The 26,802-nt window shown below is 38.9% G+C and carries 27 protein-coding genes; 1 reads left to right on the plus strand and 26 read right to left on the minus strand.

All coding sequences use genetic code 11. The features are described from left to right. The 6 genes from O3607_RS03225 to O3607_RS03250 all read right to left on the minus strand — a co-directional run bounded on the left by O3607_RS03225 (position 1) and on the right by O3607_RS03250 (position 5,390). Positions 1-1,038 carry a rod shape-determining protein gene (locus O3607_RS03225; RefSeq protein ID WP_060923982.1) on the minus strand — a complete coding sequence of 346 codons (1,038 nt, stop codon included), beginning with the start codon at positions 1,036-1,038 and terminating at the stop codon, positions 1-3. Positions 1,039-1,207: 169 nt separating this feature from the next. Then, the gene (gene radC / locus O3607_RS03230) at positions 1,208-1,906 is read right to left on the minus strand and encodes a DNA repair protein RadC (protein WP_371443315.1); all 699 of its coding nucleotides are present in this window, start codon (positions 1,904-1,906) and stop codon (positions 1,208-1,210) included. 267 nt (positions 1,907-2,173) lie between these two features. After that, the gene (locus tag O3607_RS03235) at positions 2,174-2,740 is read right to left on the minus strand and encodes a nucleoside triphosphate pyrophosphatase (RefSeq protein WP_371443316.1); all 567 of its coding nucleotides are present in this window, start codon (positions 2,738-2,740) and stop codon (positions 2,174-2,176) included. A 102-nt stretch (positions 2,741-2,842) separates the two neighbouring features. Further along, entirely contained in the window at positions 2,843-3,466 is a 624-nt protein-coding gene (locus O3607_RS03240; protein WP_371443317.1) for a hypothetical protein, read from the minus strand. 151 nt (positions 3,467-3,617) lie between these two features. Further along, entirely contained in the window at positions 3,618-4,823 is a 1,206-nt protein-coding gene (locus O3607_RS03245; protein ID WP_195185910.1) for an acetate/propionate family kinase, read from the minus strand. Positions 4,824-4,826: 3 nt separating this feature from the next. Beyond that, positions 4,827-5,390, minus strand: coding sequence for a hypothetical protein (locus O3607_RS03250; RefSeq protein ID WP_039969076.1), 564 nt, complete (start codon positions 5,388-5,390; stop codon positions 4,827-4,829). A 186-nt stretch (positions 5,391-5,576) separates the two neighbouring features. Here O3607_RS03250 and O3607_RS03255 point away from each other — a divergent pair, with 186 nt between their 5' ends. Then, a complete protein-coding gene (locus tag O3607_RS03255) occupies positions 5,577-6,770 on the plus strand; it encodes a nucleotidyltransferase family protein (RefSeq protein ID WP_371443318.1) in 1,194 nt (397 codons plus the stop codon). A 42-nt stretch (positions 6,771-6,812) separates the two neighbouring features. Here O3607_RS03255 and pyrR read toward each other — a convergent pair whose 3' ends face one another. From pyrR to O3607_RS03355, 20 genes are all read right to left on the minus strand, one after another. Next, positions 6,813-7,334, minus strand: a complete 522-nt coding sequence (gene pyrR, locus O3607_RS03260) for a bifunctional pyr operon transcriptional regulator/uracil phosphoribosyltransferase PyrR (RefSeq protein WP_105089436.1) — start codon at positions 7,332-7,334, stop codon at positions 6,813-6,815. 168 nt (positions 7,335-7,502) lie between these two features. Then, positions 7,503-8,426: an RluA family pseudouridine synthase gene (locus O3607_RS03265; protein WP_371443319.1), complete on the minus strand. Its 924-nt coding sequence runs from the start codon at positions 8,424-8,426 to the stop codon at positions 7,503-7,505. Between the two features lie 61 nt (positions 8,427-8,487). Then, complete coding sequence (lspA, locus tag O3607_RS03270) at positions 8,488-8,928, minus strand: signal peptidase II (protein WP_039969072.1); 441 nt, start codon at positions 8,926-8,928, stop codon at positions 8,488-8,490. Between the two features lie 107 nt (positions 8,929-9,035). After that, a complete protein-coding gene (locus tag O3607_RS03275; RefSeq protein ID WP_005386021.1) occupies positions 9,036-9,200 on the minus strand; it encodes a DUF362 domain-containing protein in 165 nt (54 codons plus the stop codon). A gap of 489 nt (positions 9,201-9,689) precedes the next feature. Then, positions 9,690-9,953 carry a SemiSWEET family transporter gene (locus O3607_RS03280; RefSeq protein ID WP_004696474.1) on the minus strand — a complete coding sequence of 88 codons (264 nt, stop codon included), beginning with the start codon at positions 9,951-9,953 and terminating at the stop codon, positions 9,690-9,692. Between the two features lie 238 nt (positions 9,954-10,191). Next, complete coding sequence (locus O3607_RS03285) at positions 10,192-11,490, minus strand: SLC13 family permease (protein WP_308518661.1); 1,299 nt, start codon at positions 11,488-11,490, stop codon at positions 10,192-10,194. 38 nt (positions 11,491-11,528) lie between these two features. After that, positions 11,529-11,786 carry a hypothetical protein gene (locus O3607_RS03290; protein ID WP_009661594.1) on the minus strand — a complete coding sequence of 86 codons (258 nt, stop codon included), beginning with the start codon at positions 11,784-11,786 and terminating at the stop codon, positions 11,529-11,531. A 192-nt stretch (positions 11,787-11,978) separates the two neighbouring features. Continuing rightward, positions 11,979-13,100 (minus strand): sodium ion-translocating decarboxylase subunit beta, encoded by a 1,122-nt coding sequence (locus tag O3607_RS03295; protein WP_105094080.1) that lies wholly within the window; start codon positions 13,098-13,100, stop codon positions 11,979-11,981. 70 nt (positions 13,101-13,170) lie between these two features. Then, positions 13,171-13,554 (minus strand): biotin/lipoyl-containing protein, encoded by a 384-nt coding sequence (locus O3607_RS03300; protein WP_005377346.1) that lies wholly within the window; start codon positions 13,552-13,554, stop codon positions 13,171-13,173. 101 nt (positions 13,555-13,655) lie between these two features. Continuing rightward, the gene (locus O3607_RS03305) at positions 13,656-13,823 is read right to left on the minus strand and encodes a hypothetical protein (RefSeq protein WP_004696483.1); all 168 of its coding nucleotides are present in this window, start codon (positions 13,821-13,823) and stop codon (positions 13,656-13,658) included. A 23-nt stretch (positions 13,824-13,846) separates the two neighbouring features. After that, complete coding sequence (locus tag O3607_RS03310; protein ID WP_105085913.1) at positions 13,847-14,191, minus strand: OadG family protein; 345 nt, start codon at positions 14,189-14,191, stop codon at positions 13,847-13,849. Between the two features lie 73 nt (positions 14,192-14,264). Then, positions 14,265-15,794 carry a carboxyl transferase domain-containing protein gene (locus O3607_RS03315; protein ID WP_105085914.1) on the minus strand — a complete coding sequence of 510 codons (1,530 nt, stop codon included), beginning with the start codon at positions 15,792-15,794 and terminating at the stop codon, positions 14,265-14,267. Positions 15,795-15,945: 151 nt separating this feature from the next. After that, complete coding sequence (gene mce / locus O3607_RS03320; RefSeq protein WP_005386012.1) at positions 15,946-16,368, minus strand: methylmalonyl-CoA epimerase; 423 nt, start codon at positions 16,366-16,368, stop codon at positions 15,946-15,948. A gap of 51 nt (positions 16,369-16,419) precedes the next feature. Further along, positions 16,420-17,358, minus strand: a complete 939-nt coding sequence (meaB, locus tag O3607_RS03325) for a methylmalonyl Co-A mutase-associated GTPase MeaB (RefSeq protein WP_060923998.1) — start codon at positions 17,356-17,358, stop codon at positions 16,420-16,422. A gap of 78 nt (positions 17,359-17,436) precedes the next feature. Next, positions 17,437-17,832, minus strand: coding sequence for a cobalamin B12-binding domain-containing protein (locus O3607_RS03330; RefSeq protein ID WP_105094081.1), 396 nt, complete (start codon positions 17,830-17,832; stop codon positions 17,437-17,439). Between the two features lie 28 nt (positions 17,833-17,860). Then, the gene (locus O3607_RS03335) at positions 17,861-19,507 is read right to left on the minus strand and encodes a methylmalonyl-CoA mutase (RefSeq protein WP_005386006.1); all 1,647 of its coding nucleotides are present in this window, start codon (positions 19,505-19,507) and stop codon (positions 17,861-17,863) included. 28 nt (positions 19,508-19,535) lie between these two features. After that, the gene (locus O3607_RS03340; RefSeq protein ID WP_060924000.1) at positions 19,536-21,041 is read right to left on the minus strand and encodes an acetyl-CoA hydrolase/transferase family protein; all 1,506 of its coding nucleotides are present in this window, start codon (positions 21,039-21,041) and stop codon (positions 19,536-19,538) included. A 521-nt stretch (positions 21,042-21,562) separates the two neighbouring features. Further along, positions 21,563-22,801 (minus strand): O-antigen ligase family protein, encoded by a 1,239-nt coding sequence (locus O3607_RS03345; protein WP_285364265.1) that lies wholly within the window; start codon positions 22,799-22,801, stop codon positions 21,563-21,565. A 9-nt stretch (positions 22,802-22,810) separates the two neighbouring features. Next, positions 22,811-24,118, minus strand: coding sequence for a folylpolyglutamate synthase/dihydrofolate synthase family protein (locus O3607_RS03350; RefSeq protein ID WP_371443320.1), 1,308 nt, complete (start codon positions 24,116-24,118; stop codon positions 22,811-22,813). Between the two features lie 12 nt (positions 24,119-24,130). Further along, on the minus strand, positions 24,131-26,788 hold the full coding sequence (locus O3607_RS03355; RefSeq protein WP_371443322.1) for a valine--tRNA ligase: 2,658 nt from the start codon (positions 26,786-26,788) through the stop codon (positions 24,131-24,133). Between the last annotated feature and the right edge of the window lie 14 nt (positions 26,789-26,802).

A 26,802-nucleotide genomic window follows, 5' to 3' on the forward strand; every position in this document is an offset into this window, starting at 1 on the left:
TTAGTCTTGTCCCTTTCTATTTTTAGAATTCACAATAAAACGTGATAAGCTCACCAAGTCAGATGAAGCCCCGTTAAGGCCCACAACGACTTTTGTCTCTGGTGCATCTGGAACATGTACAGGTACACCTAACTCGCCCCCGATACGCTCAGCCAAACCCGACAATTGCGCAGTACCACCAGTAAGATATATTCCATATTGCATAATATCAGCTACAATCTCAGGTTCAGCGGAACGAATCATTTGTTTCACTTCATCTAAAAGGCCAGCAATACAGTCATTAACAACTTGATATACCTCTGACTGATGAATAACACAACGTCTGCCTAAACCATTCATCATATCACGGCCTTGAAAGGCATATTCGGCATCTTCTAAAGGTGCCATAGCAGTGCCTACTGTATGTTTAATATCTTCTATAATTTCTTCAGAAACGATAACCCCAAAACACTCACGTACATAGCGTAGCAATGCATTATTGATATCTGAGCCACCGAAGCGAATCGTTTTACTGTCTACAATGCCGCCCAATGAAACAATACCCATATCGACAGTGCCACCACCAATATCAATGACCATAGATCCACGAGCTTCAAAGATAGGTGCACCGCAACCAATGGCTGCCGCGACAGGTCGTTCGATAAGAAATACTTCGCGTGCTCCAGCCTGAATAACAGCATCCATCATCGCTCTTTGCTCGACGTCGGTCATCCCACAAGGAACACCAACAAGAACTCGAGCGCGGCGCAATGCATTAGACACTTTATTCAGAAAATAGTTAAGCATCGTGTGCATAACTCGATAGTCTACAATAAATCCATCTTTTAATGGTGTTAAAGGTCGCCACATATCGGGCATACGCAATACAAGACGTGCCGCTTCATCCCCAACGGCTACTACTTTTTCTTGTTTTGTATCAGTTGCTATAATAGATGGTTCGCTTATAACAGTTCCCCGCGTCCCCCCCATGAGGCGCGTCTGTATGGAACCAATATCTATACTTACATCTTTTCCTAGAGTAGGTAAAATGGAACTCATAGTAAAATCTCCTTCATTACATCATCATTCCATTTTACCACATATAATGCGACTTTATCTATTGAATAGAAAAAGCACTCCTATAATGATGTATACATCTCTTCACTGAACAAATCAGAAAGAGTGAACTCATTATTATGAGTGCTTTTACTATTAATATGTGCATTCTCTAACTAAGTTTACCTATTTCACTAAGGCTAGTGAATTCATTATCACCAATGATAATATGATCTAATACTGGTATTCCCATAAACTGACCTGCACTAACAAATAACTTGGTAAGCCGAATATCTTCGTCACTAGGCCGGCTATCGCCAGATGGATGATTATGTATTAAGATAATGGCTGCCGCATTACAAGATATGGCCTTCTTAAAAACAGCTCGCTGCTCTACGAGGCTAGATACTAAACCTCCATTCGAAATATGTTCTAACTGAATCAACTTATTTCGAGACGTCAACATAGCTGCCCATACATGCTCCACCTCTTCGTGTCGCAGGCGCTCCATTACATATTGAGCAATGACAAAAGGTTGAGAAAAATCTTCGTATGTTTCCTTAATTTTTAGTTCCCCTAATCGTCGCCCCATCTCAAGAGCCGCACACAAAGTTACCGCTTTATCTGTGCCAATTCCCTTAATTTTTATAAGCTCTTCAACGGTCATTCTATTAAGACCGTACGCCCCATCATCATAGGACTGTACGATATCATTCGCCAGCGATAAGGCAGACTGACCTTTCACTCCAGTACGCAATAAAATAGCTAGCAATTCCTCCATCGCCATATGAGATGGTCCTAAAGCAAGAAATTTTTCACGGGGACGCTGAAATGGTAACATGTCTTTTACACTTACTGTTGGTACTTCCATAGAATCTCTCCATTCAAATAGATAACACCATTTGTAAATCTAACTACACACATCTACTCTCTCACTATATCAATAGCGCACAGCACAGCACAGCATAGCACAGCATAGCACAGCATAGCACAGCACAGCACAGCACAGCACAGCATAGCACAGCACAGCACAGCACAGCACAGCACAGCACAGCACAGCACAGCACAGCACAGCACAGCACAGCACAGCACAGCACAGCACAGCTGATTATAGCACCATCGTCATCAAATGATAGTATTATTTAGCACCTAATGCTTTACACAATTCATCGTATACATGTTCAACAGGTAATCCTACCACATTGGTATAAGAGCCTTCTATCTTCTCTACCCATAAAGCACCTTTACCTTGTATGCCATAAGCGCCAGCTTTGTCCATAGGTTCGCCACTAGCAATATAGGATTCGATTTCAAAAGGAGCTAATTTTTTAAAATATACCTTTGTTTCATTATGAAAAACTATTTCTTGACCTTTAATAAGCAAGGCTACACCAGTAATTACAGAATGAACTCGGCCTGATAAACGCTCTAGCATATGACGGGCCTCAGATTCATCATGAGGTTTACCTAGCACTTGATTGTCTAATACGACAATCGTATCAGCACCTAGTACGATGCTCCCTTCAGGTACGCCTACAGCCGCACGAGCCTTACCTAACGCTTGTTCTTTCACCATTTCAATAGGATCATCATAACCCTTATTAGCCTCTTCATAGGTACTTGATACAACAATATGATCAATACCAACTTGTGTTAATAATTCAGTTCTTCGTGGTGATTGGCTCGCCAAATATAATCCAGCCATTTGCACTCCTTTATCGTATACAAATTTTAGTTAATTTCACCGTTTTATAAATAAAACCATTCCAACTAATTTAGATAATATAAATTAGAAAATATCTGTAAATTAAATAAAAATATCAGGGCTATCCTTTTTAGGTGTTGTTAACTTTTTATAGTACTCTTGTACATCTTCGCCATGTTTTACCGCATCAGCACGGACTGCAGCATAGAACACAATGTCCGCTTGAGGCACACGGATACGACCTGGTACATGTTCCTCTAAAATCTCAAAAAATTTATCATCCGCTTTCAATAAAAGGCGACCATTTTGAACCTTATCACCCTTTACAATCGCATACACTAGAGACCAAATAGGACGTGGATCAGAAGTTGAGCATTTTCTATATTTATATCGATATTTAATATTTGTCAATAATTCACGTTCAAACTTAAATACGCCATCAATCATATCGTAATCTACCTCAAAATGGCGCTTTCTAAATATAGAAGCTTCTTCAATTACTAACTTTGTATCTGTCAAAATATAGGTATATCGACTAACAGCTTGTTTAACAATTACGATGATAGCCATAATTTCAATAAAATATTCTGCTATTAGTATAGTATGCAAGTTAATACTTCGATATGTAGTATACCCGACACCACATAATAATAGAATAACAAAACATAATACTAGCCACTCTGCACTTTTAGCACGCTGAGATTTTTCTTCATATAATACTGTCATATATTACCCCTTTAAAAGAACTACTACTTTATAACTATACATTCTATTATAAGGTATTCTAAGTATAAAAACTACAAAAACCCCGCCTATATCTATGATATAGACGGGGTTTTATGACTCTATTAGTCACCTAGTTCAGATACGAACTATATTATTTTTTCAAGGATGCTGTAATACGTTGAGTATCGCGAGCAATCATGATTTCTTCGTTTGTAGGGATTACAAAGATTTTAACTTTGGAGCCTTCAGCACTGATTTCTTGTTCTTTACCGCGGATGTTGTTGCGTTCAGGGTCAATGCGAGTACCCAAGTATTCTAAACCGTTGCAGATTGCATCACGGTTACCGATACCGTTTTCACCGATACCAGCTGTGAATACGATAGCATCAACGCCACCCATAACTGCTGCGAATGCACCAATTACGCGGCGAACTTTGTAATGGAACATGTTCAATGCTAATTGAGCACGTTTGTTACCATTAGCTGCTGCTTCTTCGATAACACGGAAGTCATTGGACACACCGGAAATACCAAGTACACCGGATTTTTTATTCATAATAGTGTCTACTTCATCGTAGTTCATGCCAGTTTTGTTCATCAAGAATGGAACGATAGCTGGGTCAATATCACCAGTACGAGTACCCATGATCAAACCAGACAATGGAGTAAAGCCCATTGTAGTATCGATGGAGCGACCACCTTTAATAGCGGATACGGAAGAACCATTACCTAAGTGACATGTGATGATGCGAAGATCAGACATGTGTTTACCCATCAATTCAGCGCAACGTTGTGCAACATATTTGTGGGATGTACCATGGAAACCGTAACGACGGATGCCATAATCTTCATAGTATTCGTAAGGAAGCGCATACATGTAAGCTTCTTTAGGCATTGTTTGGTGGAATGCAGTATCGAATACACCAACTTGTGGTACGTTAGGCATGATAGCTTGGCAAGCTTCGATACCTTGAATGTTTGGTGGGTTATGCAATGGAGCCAATGCGCAGCATTCTTCTAATGCTTCCATAACAGCTGGAGTGATCAATACGGAGTCAGCGAATTTTTCACCGCCATGTACTACACGGTGACCAACAGCGTCGATTTCGTCCATAGACTTAATTACACCATATTCAGCATCAACTAAAATATCAAGCAAAATGCGAAGAGCTTCTTTATGGTTCAAAATTGGTTCAACGCGTTCTAATTTATCTGCGTTAGGACGTTTATGAGTAAAGATAGCGTCTTGATCACCAATCTTCTCAAAAAGACCTTTTGCCAATTCTGTTTCAGTTGTCATATCAAGTAATTGATATTTCAAGGAAGAACTACCGCAGTTAACTACTAATACGTTCATCGATTAACCCTCTTTCTGTTGTGTAACTTGAATCTTGTTTTGAATTTCTTTGCTGATATCAGCACCTACCTGATCCTTTTCAGGATATTGGTAGACTATATTCCACAATACGCCATGATCTAAGAATACGTATTGAGAAAATCTAAATGTTTGCCCTTGAGTTGTATAAGTCACATCAAGCTTTTTAGCAGACGCGCCTTCTAAAGCTACAGACTCTTCTTTGATGGTGCCGCCAATTTTAGTAAACTCAGATTTGCTGCGGTTAACATACTCATCCACCGTTGGCAATGGTTTATTTTCACCGGCACGCAAAGCCTCAACCTCAATCACCATATGGTCTGTAACAGATCCATAAATATCAATTGGATACCCATCATCAGACATATTTTTTGTGCTTTTACCCATTTCATAAGGCAAAGCAATGGTAATTTCAGATTGACCAGCACGGATAACTTGATGGCCAAAACTATATGTATCCATTACATTTGTAGAGCCACATCCCGCCATTGCTAGTAGCGCAGCACCGAGCAGAGCCCCTTGTAATGTACGTTTCCAATTTTGTTTCATCATATACCTCACATCAATTCAGCATTTACAGTTAATTATAGCCTATAGGACAAATAAAATCTACAAAAAACTTTAGTTTTACACACATTTTTTGCATCTATTTTTTACTATACGGCCTCTTAAGTTCAAAATTTATTTACAGTCTTTCTATGCTTTGTTACACTAACACTAATGAAAGGAGTCCCTATGAAAACTATCGGTATTATTTGTGAATACAATCCATTTCACAATGGTCATGCACATCAACTACATACATTAGCTACAAAATACCCTGATGTATTGCGCATCTGTATTATGAGTGGCTCCTTTGTACAACGTGGCGAACCAGCCCTTTTCTCAAAATTCGATCGCGCTCGTTGGGCTATTCTAGGCGGTACAGATATCGTTATCGAACTTCCTACGCTTTATTCGTTAGGTAGTGCCCAACTATTTGCTTCAGGTGCCATTCAATTAATTAAATCTTTATCTATTGATATACTGTCCTTCGGTTCTGAAACAACTGATTTAAATCAATTCATCAATACGGCTAAGCGTATGGATTGTGAAAGCACCCAAAATGAATTACGCAATTACTTAAATGAAGGCATATCCTATGGTACAGCCTTCCGTAAAGCGCTAGGCTCCGAATCACTTAGCACACCTAATGCCTTATTAGGACTTGAATATATCCGCGCTGCATTAAAATATTATCCAAACTTAGAATATATTCCTATTCAGCGTACATCTGATCACCACAATCACAATCTCAATCAAGAGTTACCATCCGGTACGGCATTGCGTCATCTCATCACTACTGCTAATCCCTTAGATATGTGTTCAACGCTTCAAAGTACTATTCCAACACCAATTCTAGATGATATGATGCATAGAATCACAAATGATGACTATGTCGACTACAATAGATATTACAATATGGTACATATGTTGAGTCGCCGCATGACTGCCAATGAATTAGAGCGTTTTGTTGATTTTACTGAAGGTATTGAACACTTGTGGTTAAAAGCAGCACAACAGCCTTCATGGGAATCTGCCATTGAGCAAATAAAATCCAAGCGCTACACCTACGCCCGTTTACAGCGCATGGGTGCATATCTTACATTAGGCATTACGAAAGACTTGATAAATATCGCTATGCAAGACGGTCCTCAATACGCTAGATTACTAGCCTTTAACGACAGAGGACGTCAATGGCTGAGAACTGAACATGACATTCCACTCATTCAAAAATGGGCTAAAGCACCTATTCAGCTCAATAATCTTGGAAAATCTATGCATCATATAGATACACTAGCTACAGATATACAAGCCTTATGTTTCCATAATAAAGGTAAACGTATAGGGCATACAGACTATACATATACACCGCAATATATCAAATAAAAAGTATAATTTTAATTTAAGCAAAAAGGGTTACAATACAGATTATTCCTGTATTGTAACCCCTTCTTCACCATCTAAGTCTTCTACGGCAACTCGTACACTTTCAAGATGTGATGTAGGAATATTTTTACCCACATAGTCTGCGCGAATCGGCAATTCACGGTGACCACGGTCCACGAGTACTGCTAATTGAATAGATTTAGGTCTACCCGATGTCATCAATGCATTTAAAGCTGCACGAATAGTACGCCCTGTGTAAAGTACATCATCCACGAGAATGATTGTTTTCTCCGTTGTATCAATCGTACATGGTTTCCCCTCTTTTTGGCGAGCATCACGATCATCACGATACATAGCAACATTGAGTGATTCACATTCAATACGAATACCTTCAATGCGTTCGATTTCGGCCTGCAAACGTTTTGCCAAAATAACACCACGTCGTTCAATGCCTACAATAAGAGCATTAGATAAGCCTTTATTACGTTCTAGGATTTCGTGACTAATACGACGAATCGCGCGCATAATAGCATCTTGATCCATCAATAAGCGTTTCTTTTCCATATATACGCCCTTATAGCACAGAGTTCTCTATGCCCCTTTACAAATATAGTTAGAAGATTATTTAGTAAACCACAATATAAGACAGTTATTTCATTTGCATGTATTTACGTTTGTCTACGTTTGTCTACGTTTCTTTACATTTCGTTTGATTTCTTTTCATTTTTTCGCTTATTTACGCTTATCTTCTCGATATGTTTTAGCAAACTCTATACATGCTTTGAAGTCATCTGGAAGAGGCGCCTCAAAATGCATACTTTCACCTGTAATAGGATGTTTTACATCTAAAGTTTTAGAGTGCAATGCCTGTCCTTCAATAGGAAAATCCATACGACGGTAACCATAGAACGGATCATTAACAACAGGATGTCCAATATGAGCAAAATGTACACGAATTTGATGTGTGCGCCCAGTCTCTAAATTACATTCAACCAAGGTTTGATGGCCAAATCGTTCAACTACATTAAAGTGAGTGACTGCATCCTTACTATTTTCAAAGACAACAGCCATTTTCATACGATCCTTAGGATGTCTTCCAATAGGAGCCTTAATAGTACCCTTTTCTTCTACAATATTACCTTGTACTAATGTTAAATATGTCCGTTTAGCAGAATGCTCCTTAACCTGCTCCGCTAAACCTATATGAGCTGCATCATTTTTAGCAGCCATCATAACACCAGATGTATCCTTATCTAAACGGTGAACAATACCAGGTCTAATCTCACCATTAATACCGGACAAATCCTTACAATGATATAGCAATGCATTAACAAGTGTACCCGAATAATTGCCCACCGCAGGATGAACAACCATACCACGTTGTTTATTTACAATGATAATATCATGATCTTCATACAATACATCTAAAGGAATATCCTCTGGTTTTACCTCTACAGATTCAGGTTCCGGTACCTCTACACGTACAACAGCATTTGGTGTAAGTCTAAGATTTGCTTTCCCTACCTTAGCACCTACTGTAACGTGACCACCTTTAATTAAACTTTGAATATAACTACGAGACCCTTCCATATGTTCTGTTAAGAATACATCCAGTCTCATACCGTCTTGCTCAGCACTTACAATATATTCGTTCATCCTCTACCTCTCTATGAGTTAAGTATCATATATTAATTAATTATTTGTCATAATATATGAATTATTTATCATCATCTTTTAATGTAAATAAATAGTAGACTACTAAAGCTACGCCTACACAGATACCAATATCAGCAACATTAAAGATAGGCCATATACGGAAATCAAAAAAATCTACCACACCATGAATCATGTAACGATCTATGCCATTACCAATAGCACCAGACACTAATAAAGCAGATCCAATTTGTAAAGTCCAAGGACCTTTTGATAAGCGCTTCCAATAATATGCACATGCACCTAGCAAAATAACTGCTACCAGTAAGAAGAACCATCGCTGATTAGCAAGCATACCAAATGCTGCACCGCGATTAATAATATATGTTAAATGAAATACATTAGGTATAACCACTAAAGACTCACCTAACATAAAATGATTCATAATGTAATATTTAGTCCATTGATCTAAGAGCAACCAAAGAATTAGTATAATGTAAAACAAGCTGTACTCCCTTATAATAATATATATCTTAATAGTCCTATTATACTAAGTTAAGCAAATTTAGGCAAAATAAAAAGCCCCTCAATGAGGGGCAGTTTAATTTGTGATTACTCAGCGGAAATTACAGATACTGGGCAAACGGATTCGCAAGAACCGCAATCGATGCAAGTATCGTTGATTTCGTATTTAGTTTCGCCTTCAGAAATAGCAGAAACTGGGCAAACAGATGCGCAAGAACCACATTTAATGCAACCATCAGCAATAACTCTCATAATTAGGACCTCCATAAAAATATAGATCAGAACTTTTATTATCATTTAGAAAGGCACTTGCCTCAACTTATGTTCTCATTATCACACAGTTCTTTTTGAAAGTCAAATGAAAATGATAAAAAACTGTATATATTTTTGCATATTACTTTTTCATTTTTATCATACAAAGCCTATGTTTATAGGTATTTTGATATTACTTTTCATTTAATTAATTGAATATGATATTCAACAAATGAGAATGTTGTAATTATCAATTTTATAAAATCCTAATCATTATAATAGGAATTTAATTATCAATATTTATTATCATAAAAACTATTTTTTTATTACAACAGATTTAACGCTTATCTATATTTTAATCTAACATATAAACTTCACTCTAAAAAAGGCCGAATCATACGATTCGACCTCATTTATATTTATAAAGTAAAGTAATATCTTTACTATTATTCACTATATAACAATAATACTATTTTTTTCTTATAGCACTTAGAAAGATGTTAAGAATGTTAGTGTACCTAAAATAACGCCTGCAAGGTTTGGTACGATTAAAATATAATCACGTTTAGGTGATTTTGTCCAACCATATAATACCCAGATCAAACAGGATACTGCTGCAAATAATGGTTGCCATGGTTGACTAGGTTGACCATGAAGATTAGCAATTATTTGTGGGATATAGGCTAAAAATACAAATACACCAATAAATGCACCAATAGAACCAACTAACATGTTAAATCTTTCTTTTGTCATAGATGATCTCCTTACTTAATATTATATAATTATAAATCATACAATATACTATATCATATTTTTTTGATATAGTCAATTGCATAAAATTAATCATGCAAATTAGTTTAATTCATATTGCTTTTGATTACACTTATATGTAATCTATATTAAAATCATATAGGCTAAAATCATAAAAAACGAGGCCGAATCTTACGATTCGACCTCGTATGTGCTTTATAGTAGAGTAACCTATCCCCTATTATTTACCAGGGAAGAATGGCCATACCATTGGAATGATAATTAAGCTTACTACGAAGCAAACTAAAATCAATGGAACGCCGGCTTTTACATAGTCTGTAAATTTGTATTGACCAGGGCCAAGTACTAATGTATTTGGAGGTGTACCTACAGGTGTACCGAATGCACAAGATGCAGCAACGCCGATAGCCATCAATACAGCATGAGGGTCAGCGCCCATACCTTGAGCAATGGAGATACCGATAGGAGCCAATAATGCGCAAGATGCTGTGTTAGACATAAATTGAGTCATAACACAAGACAATGCGAATAATACTGCTGTTGCAAAGTAAGGGCTAGGGTCAGAACCCATAACACCGATTACTGCATTAGCAATCATTTTGCCTGCACCAGATTGATCAAGTGCAGTTGCTACTGGCATCATACCAGCGAATAAGAAGATTGTTACCCAGTCAATAGATGTGTAAGCTTGTTTTTCGTTCAAGCAACCAGTTAATACGCAAAGCATTGCGCCAATAACTGCAACCATGCTCAATGGTAAGTTGATACCATAACCTTTTAGGAAGTCACCTAAAATCATAGCGATGATTACGCCTAAAAGAATAAGACCAGAATATAATTGTTTCTTAGGATCGTTAGAAATATCTTCAGCAGCTACTTCTTGTTCTACATCACCAGCATCTTGAATTTCATGTTTAGGTAATAAATGTTTACCAATGAGCATCATGAATACGATAGTAGCAACAGTCAAAGGAATACCGATCCAAGCAAATTCGAAGAACCCAAATGGTTGTTCGCCAAATTTAGTTAATGTACCACTTACAATGATATTAGGTGGTGTACCAACCATTGTAATGATACCACCAATACCTGCAGCGAATGCTAAAGGCATCAATTGGCGAGATGCAGGAATCTTAGCAACAGCACAGATACCAACAACTACAGGAAGTAAAGCAGCTGTAGTACCAGTGTTAGATAAGAATGCGGACATAGTTGCTGTAACAACCATGATTGCTAGCATTAAGCCATTTTCGCTAGTACCAGCATGAGATACTACTGTTTCCCCAATTTTTTGAGCTAAACCAGTGTAGAACAATGCTGCACCAACAACGAACATGCCAGCAAACAACACAACTGTACTATCAGATAAACCAGAGAATACAACCTTAGGAGTAATAATACCCATAAGGCCAAGTGTAATAGCGCCGCCTAAAGAAGTAATAGCTAAAGGAATAATTTCCGTAACAAATAAAACAGCCATGACTGCAAGGACGATTAAGGTTTGTTCTGCAGTACCCATACATCATCATCTCCCTTCAGAGAAATGCACTGATATAGTTATAAGAGGTATAAAATATAACCTACGATACCAATGGCGGAAGCCATCAAAAAAGTAATCCCATATCCCTCTCTTGTTTTAGGATACCCAAAGAATAAGGTTTCACCTAAAAATCCTCGGCGATTAAACCAAGTATATTTAGTTCTGCGTTGAAACCATTTAGCTTTGCCTTCAACACCGATAATCAGTGCCGTAATAAAAAATACAATAAATGCCCAAATAAAACAAATCAGTATTTTTAATTCTATAGATAACAAGTGACCACCTCTACTATATTCAAAGCACTAGAAGGTTATTGTGTAAATTCTTGTACCACCTAATGACCGATCTGAAAAGCATTTATTGCAAATATACCCTATTTATGCATGAATACATAGATTTAAAGGGTTTTTATATTCACCAATAGGTGTACCTAATTAGGCACACCTTGGTGAATAATTATTAAATTACTAGTGGTTGGACAACATAGCAAGCATTGTACCTGCTGCTACTGCTGTACCGATAACGCCAGCTACGTTTGGACCCATAGCATGCATGAGCAAGAAGTTAGCTGGGTTAGCTTTCGCACCTACAACTTGAGATACGCGAGCCGCCATTGGAACCGCGGATACACCGGCAGAACCAATAAGTGGATTTGTTTTACCACCATCTACTAAGCTCATCAATTTACCGAATAATACGCCACCAGCAGTACCACCGATGAATGCAACCAAACCTAAGCAAATGATAAGAAGTGTTTGCACGCTTAAGAAGTGTTCCGCACTCATTGTTAAACCAGTACCAGTTGCCAAGAAGATTGTAACAGTATTGATCAACGCATTTTGAGATGTATCGGACAAACGATCAGTTACGCCAGATTCACGGAACAAGTTACCTAACATCAACATACCTAAAAGGGATGTAATGGAAGGAAGCAATAAGGAAATGAAGATCGTAGAAATAATTGGGAATACGATTTTTTCAAAACGTGTAACTTCACGCAATTGTTCCATAACAATTTCGCGTTCTTTTTGCGTAGTGAATAATTTCATTACAGGTGGTTGAATCAACGGTACCAAGGACATATAGGAATATGCGGCAACCGCGATAGCACCTAATAAATGAGGAGCTAGCTTAGTAGCTAAATAAATGGATGTAGGACCGTCAGCACCACCGATGATACCGATAGCAGCCGCTTCTTGAGCTGTGAAGCCAAGCATCATTGCGCCACCTAAAGCAACGAATACGCCGATTTGAGCAGCAGCACCTAAAAGCAATGTTTTAGGATTAGCAATGAGTGGACCAAAGTCAGTCATTGCACCTACACCAAGGAAAATTAAAGGTGGGAAGATTTCTTGAGAGATACCTGCACTAATAAGAGCCATAACGCCTTCTTCGAAGCCATTACGAGGAATATTAGCAAGTACACAACCAAACGCAATCGGACCCAACAATAATGGTTCAAACTCTTTAGCAAATGCCAAGTACAATAGGATCAAACCTACAAGAATCATAATAGCATTGCCTGTTGTAAATGCGAGGAACCCGCTATCAGTTATAACGGATTGAATCGCAACAGCAAAAGCCTCCATATGCGTTCCCCTTTCACAAATATAAAATTGTTATACGACGCGGACTAGCCGCGTCATACACAACTTGGTATTAACCAAGAACAACCATGTCATCGCCAGTGGATACAGTTTGGTTAGCAGCTACGCGAACTTCTGCAACTACAGCATCATGAGGAGCTGCGATTTCGTTTTGCATTTTCATAGCTTCAAGAATCAACAAAGTTTCGCCTTTTTTAACTGCTTGACCAGCGGATACTGCTACAGATAAGATTTTACCAGGCATTGGAGCTTTTACAGTTTCAGCACCTGCTGGAACTGGAGCTGCTGCTGCAGCTGGAGCTGGAGCTGGTGCAGGAGCTGCTTTAGGAGCTGCAGCTGGAGCTGCTTTAGGAGCCGCTGCAGGAGCTGCTGCTTTTACTTCATTAACTTCTACATCATATGCTGTGCCATTTACTGTAACGTTGAATTTTTTCATTTTAAATTCCTCCAAAATGTGTATGTCTACACAATACTTATAAATTTCTTTTACACATATAAATTAGATAATCTATTGAATTATCAAATTAGCCTATAATCTTATCGATTACCACGCAAACGGCCTTCCATTTTCCAATTATAGCTTACGATTGGACGGATATGCGCGATTTGATCAGCGGAATAACCCATTGCCGCTAATGCACCAACGATTACTGCTACTACATCTTGAGATGGAGCTTTACCGTTAGTTGTTGTAGCATTGCTCATTACAAATGCCTCCTAAAATTTTATTAACCTCTACCGCTTAAACGACCTTCCAAGCGCCATTTAGCGCTGGTTGCTGTAGGTCGAATAGATGCAATTTGTTCAGATGAATACCCCATCGCCACAATGGCACCTACGATAGCTGCTACTACTTCATCCTCATTTTGAGCAGATGCACTTGGTGCAGCCACTGGAGTAGCTGCTGGAGCCGCAACAGGTGCACTTGCTGGTACTTCTTTTTTCTTCTTAGTAGGGTCAATCAAATGAACAATTGTCATTAAAACACCTAAAAGAATCAACACAACAAATACAACTGTCATATTAATGGCCATGATTAACCAAGGATTGGTAGTAACTGCTTGTCCTTCCATAATCATTCCCCTTTCTAAAAAATTAGTAAAGAAAGGTATCTCCCAAATTCGATGTTCTTGTTATCGAAACGAATTATAATGGAATATTACCATGTTTCTTTGGAGCACGGTTTTCGCGTTTGCTTGCAAGCATTGCCAAAGCGTTGATAACTGCTGGACGAGTTTGTTTTGGTTCGATTACAACGTCTACGAAGCCACGTTCTGCAGCTTTGTATGGAGTTGCGAACTCTTCTACGTATTTAGCTGTTTTAGCATCTTTATCTTCGTCTTTCTTGAAGATAATGTTAGCTGCACCAGCAGGACCCATTACAGCGATTTCGGATGTAGGCCAAGCGTATACTTGGTCAGCGCCCAAATCTTGGGAACACATAGCGAGGTAAGAACCGCCGTATGCTTTACGAGTGATAACAGTAATTTTTGGTACTGTAGCTTCAGAGTAAGCATACAACATTTTAGCACCATGACGAATGATACCGCCCCATTCTTGATTTGTGCCAGGCAAGAAACCAGGAACGTCAACGAAGTTAACGATTGGAATATTGAAAGCATCACAGAAACGGATGAAACGGGAAGATTTGTCGGATGCATTGATGTCCAAGCAACCAGCCATTACTTTTGGTTGGTTAGCAATGATACCAACGGATTGACCGTCAAAACGTGCGAAACAAGTGATAATGTTTGTAGCATAGAATGGTTGTACTTCATAGTATTCGCCATTATCTACAGTAGCTGCGATAACATCTTTCATGTCGTATGGCATGTTACTGTTATCAGGCAACAAGCTGTTCAAGCCTTCGTCTTCGCGAGTTGGATCATCGCCAGTGTCTACTAATGGAGCATCTTCCATGTTATTGGATGGCAAGAAGCCTAATAAGTAGCGAATTTGAGCGATGCAATCATCTTCGTCTTCAGCTGCAAAGTGAGCAACACCAGATACGGAGTTGTGAGCCATTGCACCACCAAGGTCTTCAGCTGTTACTTCTTCACCAGTTACAGATTTGATAACTGCAGGACCAGTGATGAACATTTGAGATGTGTTTTTAACCATGTAGATGAAGTCAGTTAATGCTGGAGAATATACAGCACCACCTGCACATGGGCCCATGATTACGGAAATTTGTGGAATAACGCCAGATGCATTTGTATTTTCAAAGAAAATTTTACCGTAACCAGCAAGCGCATCTACTGCTTCTTGAATACGAGCACCGCCGGAATCATTGATACCAACGATAGGAGCACCCATTTTCATTGCTAAACGTTGTACTTTAACGATTTTAGCAGCATGCATTTCACCAAGAGAACCACCTTCTACAGTGAAGTCTTGTGCAAATGCATATACTAAACGACCGTCAATAGTACCATAACCAGTTACTACACCTTCGCCTGGTAATTCTTTCTTTTCTTGACCGAAGTTAACACAACGATGTTTAACAAATTGATCAAGTTCAACGAAAGAGTTATCATCGAATAATTTAGCCAAACGTTCACGAGCAGTCATTTTGCCTTGAGCATGTTGTTTCTCAACGCGTTTTTCACCGCCACCAGCTTTAACTTTAGCTAGTTTTTCGTGCAATAACTCGATTTTTTCTTGCACTGTTGCCATTATAGCACCTCCAAATAAAACTTGTTACAGTATCATTTTATTTCATAAATAATTAAAGTTCAAGCATGCATACATATTTAATATATAACTAGTGATTATATGAATATGTATATCTATTACTCATACATAATGATGTGAATTGGATACTGTATTATTTCATACGTTGACATAATTCAAGCAATACGCCACCTGTTGCTTTTGGATGTAAGAAAGCAATAGAGGAACCGCCTGCACCGTAACGAGGTTTTTCGTCAATCATACGAACGCCTTTAGCCATCAAATCAGCAATAGCATTTTCAATATTATCAACGCGCAATGCAACGTGTTGGATACCATCACGACCGCCATTTTTTTCGATGAATTTACCGATAGGGCCATCTGGAGTTGTAGTTTCTAAGAATTCAAGTTCAGCATCGCCACATGGGAAGAAGGATACTTTTACTTTTTGTTCTTCAACCACTTCATCTTCTGGAAGATGTTCAATACCCAATGCATTTTTATAGAATTCTTTAGTTGCTGCTAAATCATTAACACCAATACCGATGTGATCCACTTGTAATACTTTAAAAGCCATTTCGATTATCTCCTTTTCAAGGCTAAATCTCTAATGCTATGTAGTCGCCGTCTACTTTAGCACGCTTGTCATTACGCCGTTAACAACTGTGTATGGATCGCTTTCGCGTTCATTAACAGCTGCCACTTGGCTATTAAATTCGTCGCTTGTAACGATTTTATCAGCTACATAACGACCAATTTGTTCATTAATCATTGCGATGATTTCATCACGAGTACGTTCTGCCCGACGAGATTCCAATTCACCAGAATCTTCAAGATACTCAAAATGTTCATCTAAAGCGTCGATGAGTTCATCTACGCCTTGGTCCTTGCTAGCAATTGTGCGCTTAATTGGTGGGCGCCATTTTACTTCACGAGAGTCTAGGTCAAGCATCATTTCAATTTCTACATTCAAACGATCACAACCATCTCGGTCAGCTTTATTGATAGCAAATACATCGCCAATTTCAAGAATACCCGCTTTGATAGCTTGGATATCATCACCGAGACCAGGAACAAGTACTACCAATGTAGTATCTGCATTTTTAACGATATCTACTTCGGATTGACCTACACCTACTGTTTCAATGATTACTAAATCCATGCCAAAGGCATCCATGAGTTTTACAACGTCCGCAGTCTTTTTGGATAAACCACCAAGACTACCACGCGTGCCCATGCTTCGAATAAATACATTTTCGTTTAATGTCAAATCATTCATTCGAATACGGTCCCCCAAGATAGCACCACCAGAGAATGGGCTTGTTGGGTCGATGGCAACGATGCCGATTTTTTTACCTTGATCTAAATAATGTTTAACAACTTTATCAGTCAAAGTACTTTTACCAGCACCAGGGGCCCCAGTAATACCGAGAATACGTGCATTTCCTGTTTTAGGGTAAATTGCCTTCATAATATCAATGGCATTTTCATACTCGTTTTCTACAGCTGTTATGGACCGTGCTAAGGCTAGTCGGGAACCTTCAAAAAGTTCTTTAACTAAATCCACTCGCCTCACCACCTATCTTAAAATATGGGAATAGAGGGGAGTCAACCATTTAGTTGAACCCCTCTCTTGCCCAATTAATTATTTAACGTTTTCGTTGATGAATTTAACGATATCGCCAGTTGGTGTACCAGGTGTGAATACTGCTGCTACGCCAGCTGCTTTCAAGCCAGGGATATCAGCGTCAGGAATAACGCCACCACCGATTACAAGTACATCGCCCATGCCTTTTTCTTTCAAAAGTTCAACAATTTTAGGGAACAATGTGTTATGAGCACCGGAAAGAAGGGATAATGCAACTACATTAACGTCTTCAGAAAGAGCTGCTTCTACGATTTGTTCTGGAGTTTGACGAAGACCAGTGTAGATTACTTCGAAACCAGCATCGCGAAGTGCGCGTGCTACTACTTTTGCACCACGGTCATGACCATCAAGACCTGGTTTTGCTACGATTACTCTAATACGTTTTTCTGCCATGATTAATTACCTCCGAAATTAGCCGATATTATAATGTGGAATGAGCTTCGTATTCACCGAATACTTCGCGCAATACATTACAAATTTCACCCAAAGTAGCATATGTTTTAACTGCATCAAGAATTAATGGCATCAAGTTAACGTTTTCATCAGCTGCACCAGCTTTAAGAGCTGCTAATGCTTTATCAACTGCTGCTTGATCGCGGTTAGCGCGAACTGCTTGAGTTTTCTTGGATTGGTTAACACCAACGGAAGCATCTACGCGAAGTAAGTCTTTTGGAGCTTCTTCTTCAACTTGGAATTTGTTTACGCCAACGATTGTGCGCAAGCCAGATTCAACTTCCATTTGCCATTTGTAAGCGGATTCTTGAATTTCTTTTTGGATGTAGCCTTTTTCGATTGCTACTACAGCGCCGCCCATTTCATCAATTTTCTTGATGTATGCCATAGCTTCGTCATAGATAGCGTTAGTCATAGCTTCTACATAGTAGGAACCACCCAATGGGTCAACTACGTCAGCCAAACCAGATTCGTAAGCCACGATTTGTTGTGTACGAAGAGCTACTTGTACAGATGCTTCTGTAGGAAGAGCCAACGCTTCGTCACGGGAGTTTGTATGTAAGGATTGAGTACCGCCCATTACAGCAGCTGCAGTTTGAAGAGCAACACGAACGATGTTGTTATCAACTTGTTGTGCAGTCAACATGGAACCAGCTGTTTGAGTATGTACACGAAGCATCATGGATTTTGGTTTTTTAGCACCAAAACGTTCTTTCATGATTGTTGCCCATAAACGGCGGGATGCACGGAATTTAGCAACTTCTTCAAGTACGTTGTTATGAGCATTCCAGAAGAAGGAAAGACGACCAGCGAATGTATCAACATCAAGACCAGCTTTCAAAGCTGCTTCTACGTATGCGATACCATCAGCAATTGTGAATGCGATTTCTTGAGCTGCTGTGGAACCTGCTTCACGGATATGGTAACCGGAGATGGAGATTGTGTTCCATTTTGGAACATTTTGAGAACAATATTCGAAGATATTAGTAATCAAACGCATGGATGGTTTTGGTGGGAAAATGTAAGTACCACGAGCTGCGTATTCTTTCAAAATATCATTTTGAATTGTACCTTTCAATTCTGTGGAAGGTACACCTTGTTTTTCAGCTACTGCGATGTACATTGCCAACAAAACGGATGCTGGAGCGTTGATTGTCATGGATGTGGATACTTTACCAAGATCGATGCCGTCGAACAAGATTTCCATATCTGCCAAGGAGTCAATCGCTACACCTACTTTACCAACTTCGCCTTCTGCAACTGCATCGTCGGAGTCATAACCAATTTGTGTAGGTAAGTCGAATGCACAGGAAAGACCAGTTGCACCAGACTCGATTAGGTAGCGGTAACGTTTGTTAGATTCTTCTGCTGTAGCGAAGCCTGCATACATACGCATTGTCCAGAAACGACCACGGTACATAGTAGGTTGTACGCCACGAGTGTAAGGGAATTCGCCAGGCATACCCAAATCACGTTCATAGTCAAAACCTTCGATATCAACTGGTGTATATACACGGTTGTATTTTAAATTTTGACGTTCTGGAGTTTTTGCACTTTTTTCGTCACAAAGTTTGTTGTACTCAGCAATTTGGGCTTTTAAGTTTTCGTAAGCCATGTTTTCATCATCCTCCTAAAAAAACAGGTTATTTTTTCATGCTTCCAGTTTCTGTGAAGCGTTTATGCCAAGAAAGAGCTTCATCAAGCAACATAGGTGTATGGGCATTCTTTGTTGCAGCTAATGCTTTTTCTAGGTATTCAGTTAACATAGGTTTGTAGTCTGGGTGAGCACATTTTTCAATGATCAAACGAGCTCTTTCCACTGGGCTCAAACCACGGCAGTCAGCAACACCTTGTTCTGTACAGAAAATCATAGTGTCATGTTCTGGATGATCCACATGAGATACATATGGAACGATAGAACTGATGTCGCCATTTTTAGCAACGGAGTTAGTGCAGAAAATAGTGAGATATGCACTACGTGCAAAGTCACCAGAACCACCAACACCATTCATCATTTTGCTACCCATAATATGAGTAGAGTTTACATTGCCAAAAATATCAAATTCGATAGCGGTATTCATGGCAATGACACCAATACGGCGAGCAATACCAGGGTTGTTGGAAATTTCTTGTGGGCGAAGAATGATTTTTTTACGGTATTCATCAATATTCGCATAGAAACGTTTCAACCCATCTGGAGAAGGACTTAATGCAGTACCAGAACATACAGTTACTTTACCAGCATCGATCAAGTCGAACATACCATCTTGGATTACTTCTGTATAGATGGACAAATCTGTGAATGGGCCTTTAGCAAGACCACTGATTACAGCATTCGCTACGGAACCTACACCAGATTGTAATGGAAGCAAGTTTTTAGGTAAACGACCTTCTGCAATTTCTTGTTCAAAGAATTTGATAAGGTGTTGACTCATTGCTTTTGCATCATCATCGATAGGTGCCAAAGGTCTTGTTGTATCAGGAACATCACAAGGTACTACTGCAACAATTTTACTTGGATCACAAGGAATTGCTTCAGTACCAATACGATCACCAGGTGTTTCCAATGGAATCGGTTTACGATGTGGTGGATCGAGTGGTTCATAGATATCATGCATACCTACCAAGGAAAGTGGTTGGGATACATTCACTTCTACGATAACTTTTTTAGCTTGGCTAACAAATGTTGGAGAGTTACCAACAGATGTAGTTGGAACAATGGAGCCATCTTCGTTGATTTGTGCAGCTTCAATAATTGCTACATCTAAATCACCAAAGAAACCATAGCGAACATTTTGTGCCATTGTGCTTAAATGCATATCAATGTATTTAACAGCACCGCTATTTAAGGCTTTGCGTGTATCCCCATTTGTTTGATATGGGAAACGACGATTGATACCGTTAGCACGAGTTAACGCGCCATCAGCTTCATCACCTACGGAAGCACCTGTCCACAAATCAATTTTGAATGGTTCTTTTTCCATTCTTTCTGCCAATGCCAATGGCACTGCTTTTGCATAACCAGATGGAGTAAAGCCGGAAATACCAACTTTATCGTTAGGGTTAATCAAAAGAGCTGCATCATAAGCAGTGACAATTTTACCTTGGAGGGCCGCACATTTAACGCGGTCTTTGATGTCTATCACCATTACCATCTCCTTTAAGAGTAACATTGTATAAACGACAGTTTGATCTCTTGGTCGTTCCTTAAACCGACTTCATCGTAGTCCACATCCAACGTATTGTCAACTTATATGACTAAAATGTATTTTTTTATACATTTTATGGGTGCATTATGATTAAAATGCATAGATTTTCATATATTCACATAAGTTTTATTCACATCGCTATAACTCACAGGAATTATCGATTTATGGCATATATTGATGTTTTTCAATTAAATCGAACTCTCTCTATACAATATATAGACCCTTTTCAATATAAAACAACATCTCACACACAAGAACTAGACCATACACCTCCCTATAAAGATACAAAGATATACAAAAAACCGGCTTTCAAATGTCAACGATAATGTTCAATTATGTCTAACATTAGAAAACCGGTTATAACCTCTTAATACATACCTACCTAAGGTATGTATTAAGTATACCATATTATGAAATTATATATCTACTATAAAACATACTAATTATACAAGCTACTGAAATTATGTAGATTTATCAGCAGACAGCTGAACTTTTACAAAGGCCCCTACCCAGCCAAACAATTGCCAAAACACAATAGTCACTTGATGACTGTATAACTCAAAATCAGATAAGCCACTAAATAAAACACCTATAGCCAACGCTCCTACACCAATTTGCGCAGCTTGACGGAATATATCCCCTTTAAGTCTTATAGATGTAATAACATGACCTACGATAACTGCTAGGAATGATAGCAATCCGGGGATACCGGCTTCAGCTAACATATTAAGGTATAAATTATGAGCATGATACATCAAGACGTGAGGTCCTTGAATATAGTAATTATAGTCTGGATATACTAAATAAAATGTATTCCACCCAATACCAAAGATAGGATTTTCTCGTACGATATACATAGTACTATCCCATAAGGCCCATCGAAGATCAGCGGATGTATCATGACCTTGGAATATAGACCACAGCCTTGAAGCTATTTCACCATCATAAAAGTACAAAATTATTGGCACTGCTAATAGGGATAAGAATAATCTTCGCTCCACAAAGATTGCCCAATACAAAATCATCGCTCCGAAGCTAATCCAAATTCCCCGAGAATAGGTTAATAGCATCGTTAAGAATAATATAATACCTATAATTAGCATTGAAATAACTTCGCGCGTACGATTTTCCTTCATATATACCAAGATATAACTGATACATACGCTGAGTACCATCAATAGATAGGCGCCCAATAAATTAGGATTTTGTAATGTAGACGACATGCGACGCATCAATTTAGGGAACTGTGCTGCATCTACCCACTCTTTTATATGTATATTAGGAACAAATACATATTGATAAGCACCTATGATACACACTAGAACTGCAGTACCTAGCAAGGCACGAAGAAAATAGTTCCACTGTTTAGGCGTTTGAATGTATGTACGAACTAAATAATACATACCGCCACTGGCCACAATTTGATAAAACCAACTTTGAATTGACCAATCCCAATTTTCTGACACTATAGAAGATAAGCCAGTCCATACCACAAAGATCATAACAGACCAAGATAAATAGCCTGTTGGTAAGCTCAAAGATTTACTAGATATTAAATCATATAGTGCAAGTCCTATCGCTAGCCAAAGGAGCACATCACCCACCATTGGTTGCAAAGGCATGGCCACAACAACGCCATAAATTAAACGTTCAATATAGAATGTAATTCTCTTCTGATTAGGAATAAGTGAGAGTTCCATAGGCTCACCTTAGTGACTCATCTCATGGTTAAACCACTGACGAGCATCTCCTAAAATATATAAAGAACCACAAACAGTGATAATATCACCAGTTTTTGTATGTTTATATGCTAAAGTCAATGCGTCTTCAACAGAATCTGCTGTTTGCGCTATAGCTTTTGGAACGATGTGACGTATTTTCTCAACCAAAACCTCTGGCACTTCAGTCCTATCTGTTGGAGCTGGTACAACTAGAACCGTATCGCCCGCCTTAACAACTTCGCGGATAATAGCATCTTGATTTTTATCTTTAAGAATTGCCATCACAATCGTTTTTGGGGTGTCCTTAAATAATTCAGCATAGGTCATACTGAAAGATTCAGCACCTGCAGCATTATGAGCACCATCAAAGATAAAGGTGCGATCTAAGCCTCGTTTAACTTCAAATCGACCTGCCCACGTAGTGCGAGCAAATCCCTCTCGCATCGTTTCTTCACTGATGTTAGTATCTTCTTTCATCAGTAAACGCACAGCCATTAATGCACACGCAAGATTAACAGATTGGTGGATACCTGCCATCGTCGTAAACAACATTGCAGGAGCGGTATCATTAGTACTAACCGTAATCATTTGACCACCTGTTACAGCACTACGGCTATCGATACCAAAGTCTTTATTGAAAACATACACTCTAGCATGTTTCTCTTTAGCTGCCTCTTCAATAATACGAAGAGGAGCATCCTGTGCAGCCGTTACAACAGGAATTTTAGATTTAATAATCCCTGCCTTGTGATGCGCAATCTCTTCAATAGTATCACCACAATACGCTTGATGGTCTATTGTTACATTGGTAATAACCGATACCTTTGGTGTCACGATATTAGTAGAATCTAGTAATCCACCTAAACCAACTTCCACCACCGCATAGTCCACATCTTGTTCTTTGAAGAACAAAAAGGCAGCGGCCGTCAAAATTTCAAATTGTGTTGGCGCTTCTATTCCGTTAGTAATGATAGTATCAACTGCCACTTTTACACGACTAATTAGATTACCGAAGGCTTCCTCTGTTATATTTCCATCATTGATTTGAATTCGCTCCGTATAGGATTGAAGGTGAGGCGATGTAAATCGCCCCACCCGTAGTCCACTTGTAAACAGTGCGTAGGAAATATATGAGGTAACCGAGCCCTTACCATTCGTGCCTGTAACATGAACAATCTTATAGTCTTCTTGTGGATTCCCAAGGGCTTCCATAAGCGCTGTAATTCGTTCAAGGCCAGGCTTAATACCGAATGAAGATGCCTGTTCTAAATAGGCTAAGACCTCTTGATATGTCATATAAACCTCCTATTATAAGGTTTCAAGGAACGCTTCACGTTCCAATAACGCTTGTTGTTTTTGTTTATATTCTTCTAACTTTTCTTTTTCTTTTGCTACTACAGCTTCTGGAGCTTTTGCGAGGAAGCCTTGGTTAGACAATTTGCCTTCCAAACGGGAAATTTCTTTTTCCATTTGGATTTTTTCCTTTGCAATACGCTCTCTTTCTTTTTCACCGTCGATCAAGTCTTTAAGTAAGAGATATACTTCCATACCATTTACAACTGTTACAGTCGCATTTTCTGGTTTTGGATCATCGGCACCAAGAATTGTTACCTTCTCAGCCCAAGCTAATGTAACGAAGTAATCGCTATGATCTGCTACAGTTTGAGCTAATGCTTCATCTGTTGGTGCTACGATAACCTCAGCTTTTTTACCTAAAGGCACATTCATTTCAGCACGCATGTTACGAATACCTTTGATGGCATCCATCATAACTTCCATTTGACGTGCTGCACTTTCAAGATTATCAAATTTTAATGCTTCAGGCCATTTTGCAACAACGATGCTATCCCCTTCATGAGGTAAATGTTGCCAAATATGTTCTGTTACGAACGGCATAAATGGATGTAATAATTCAAGCATATGACGCAAGATTGTTACGAGTAAATATTGAACAGTACGACGATCACGTTCATTACCATCGTTATATAAACGAGGTTTAGAAAGCTCAATATACCAGTCACAGTATGTGTTCCAAATGAAATCATATACGGAACTTGCAGCTTCACCCAACTCGAATTTGTCGAGATTAGACGTTACACTTTGTACTGTTTCGTTATATTTTTGAACAATCCATTGATCTGCTAATGTCAAATCATCTGCAGTTGGAATGAAGCTTTCATCATAATTTGTAAGATTCATCAATACAAATTTAGATGCATTCCAAATCTTATTGGCAAAGTTACGATTAGCCTCAACACGTTCCATATAGAAGCGCATATCATTACCTGGTGTGTTACCAGTAACAAGAGTAAAGCGCAATGCATCGGCACCATATTGGTCGATAACTTCAAGAGGGTTAATACCATTGCCCAAGGATTTACTCATTTTGCGGCCTTGACTGTCGCGAACTAGACCATGAATAAATACATGTTTGAATGGAATTTCATGTTCGAACTCAAGAGCCATGAAGATCATACGAGCTACCCAGAAGAAGATGATATCGTAGCCAGTTACGAGAACACTTGTTGGGTACCATTGTTTAAGCTCAGGAGTTTGTTCAGGCCAGCCCATGGTAGCAAATGGCCACAAGCCAGAGCTGAACCATGTATCTAAAACATCTGGATCTTGTGTTACATGACCGTGACAATGAGGACATTCCGTAATGTCTTCACGACTTACAATAGTTTCACCACAGTCATCACAGTACCATGCAGGAATGCGATGGCCCCACCATAATTGACGAGAAATCGTCCAGTCGCGGATGTTCTCAAGCCAGTTTACATATGTTTTTGTAAAACGTTCAGGAACGAACTCTACTTCGTGATCTTTAACAACTTTAAGAGCTGGTTCTGCCAATGGTTTCATATCTACAAACCATTGTTTAGATACCATTGGCTCAATAATTGTGTTACAACGAGAGCAATGACCTACCGCATGGTCATGATCATCGATTTTTTCAAGTAAGCCTAGTTCTTTGAGCTCTGCTACTACTTGTTTACGAGCTTCTTCACGAGTCATGCCATTGAATTTGCCAGCACCTTCATTCATTGTCGCATCATTGTTCATAACAACGATGGATTCCAAATTATGACGTTGGCCCATTTCAAAGTCATTAGGATCATGAGCAGGTGTAATTTTTACACAGCCTGTACCGAAGCTAGCATCTACATAATCATCGGCAATTACAGGAATTTCGCGATTAACAAATGGTAAAATCAATGTTTTGCCGATGAGGTCTTTATAACGATCATCATCAGGATTTACTGCTACTGCTACGTCACCGAACATTGTTTCTGGACGTGTGGTAGCAACAACTACGAATCGATTATCCTCACCTTTTACAGGATATTTAATATGCCATAAGTGGCCATGTTCGTCTTCATGTTCAACTTCAACATCAGATAAAGCGGTAGCACAACGAGGGCACCAGTTGATGATGCGTTCACCGCGATAGATTAAGCCTTTTTCATAAAGGCTTACGAACACTTCACGCACTGCATGATAATACCCTTCATCTAATGTAAAGCGTTCGCGAGACCAGTCACAAGATGCGCCTAAGCTACGAATTTGTTTTACAATAGTATCGCCGTATTCTTTTTTCCATTCCCATACGCGTTCTACGAATTTTTCACGGCCTAAATCATAGCGAGATTTGCCTTCTTCTTTAGCAAGCATTTCTTCTACTTTAATTTGTGTAGCAATACCAGCATGGTCAGTACCTGGCATCCACAATACATTGTAGCCTTGCATGCGTTTGAAACGAATAAGGATATCTTGCAATGTATTATCTAAAGCATGGCCCATGTGCAACATACCAGTTACATTAGGAGGCGGCAACACGATACTAAATGGTTCTTTATTAGTGTCTACTTCTTCGTGAAAGTATCCTTGGTTTTCCCAATATGAATACCATTTCCCTTCTATTTCACCGGGGTTATAAGTGGTTAAATTTTCGTAGGTTTTCATCGTTCCTCCTAAAT

It is taken from the genome of Veillonella sp. 20925_1_51 (assembly GCF_041431445.1).
Classification (GTDB): domain Bacteria; phylum Bacillota; class Negativicutes; order Veillonellales; family Veillonellaceae; genus Veillonella; species Veillonella nakazawae.